This window comes from Bradyrhizobium sp. CCBAU 25360 (genome assembly GCF_028128695.1).
In the GTDB taxonomy this organism is placed as follows: Bacteria; Pseudomonadota; Alphaproteobacteria; order Rhizobiales; family Xanthobacteraceae; genus Bradyrhizobium; species Bradyrhizobium ottawaense.
Map to the genome: position 1 here is coordinate 1 of NZ_LBJA01000009.1, position 654 is coordinate 654.

Here is a 654-nt window from a genome sequence, read left to right on the forward strand (position 1 = left end):
AGTTGCGCCGATGTCCAGCCGGACAAGATCTCCTTCTTGCATGATGCGGTTTCGGGCGTACGCATCGACACGAGACGAGCGCTCCCCCGAGGTCACGACCACGAAACGGCATATGCCACCACCAACCGCGATTGTCCGCGTGATCTCCGCGGCAACTTCCAATTCGTTGACGCCAGAGCGTATTAAATCCGTGACTCCCTCGATAGCTTTGTCGGTAAGGCGGGAGACATAGCGCAGCAACTCCAATTCGCCAGGGAGCTTGACAGCGCGAGATCGCTGAAACGCCTCGGCTGCGGATATCAAGCGAGCTTGCGGGACCACACTCTCAAGAGCTGCCCGAAGTTCCGACCGACGAAGATCGCAACCAATATTTTTGACGCCGCGTATCATCGTCGTTATCGCGGCTGCCACGGCCTCTGCCGGGGTCTTTGTGGCCGCGGGCATTCCCTCATAAGACGGCATGTCGCCAGAGCTGAACACGAAGAACGTTCCGTAACGCCAGATTGCTCGAGGATCGTTCAAGACCTCCAAAGCGGCTGCACCATCACTGGCGCCGGTAATCAGCGCGATTTTTTCTCGCGTCACGATCAAGGCCTGCGGGTAAGCCCCGCTGTCCTGAAGAATGGAGCGGTATCCTGACAGGTAGCCAATATG

At 58.0% G+C, this 654-nt stretch carries 1 protein-coding gene; it reads right to left on the reverse strand.

The genetic code is table 11. From position 1 onward, the window contains the following. A partial coding sequence (locus XH81_RS04755) for a M24 family metallopeptidase (protein WP_271596010.1) occupies window positions 1–654 on the reverse strand: 654 nt, incomplete at both ends.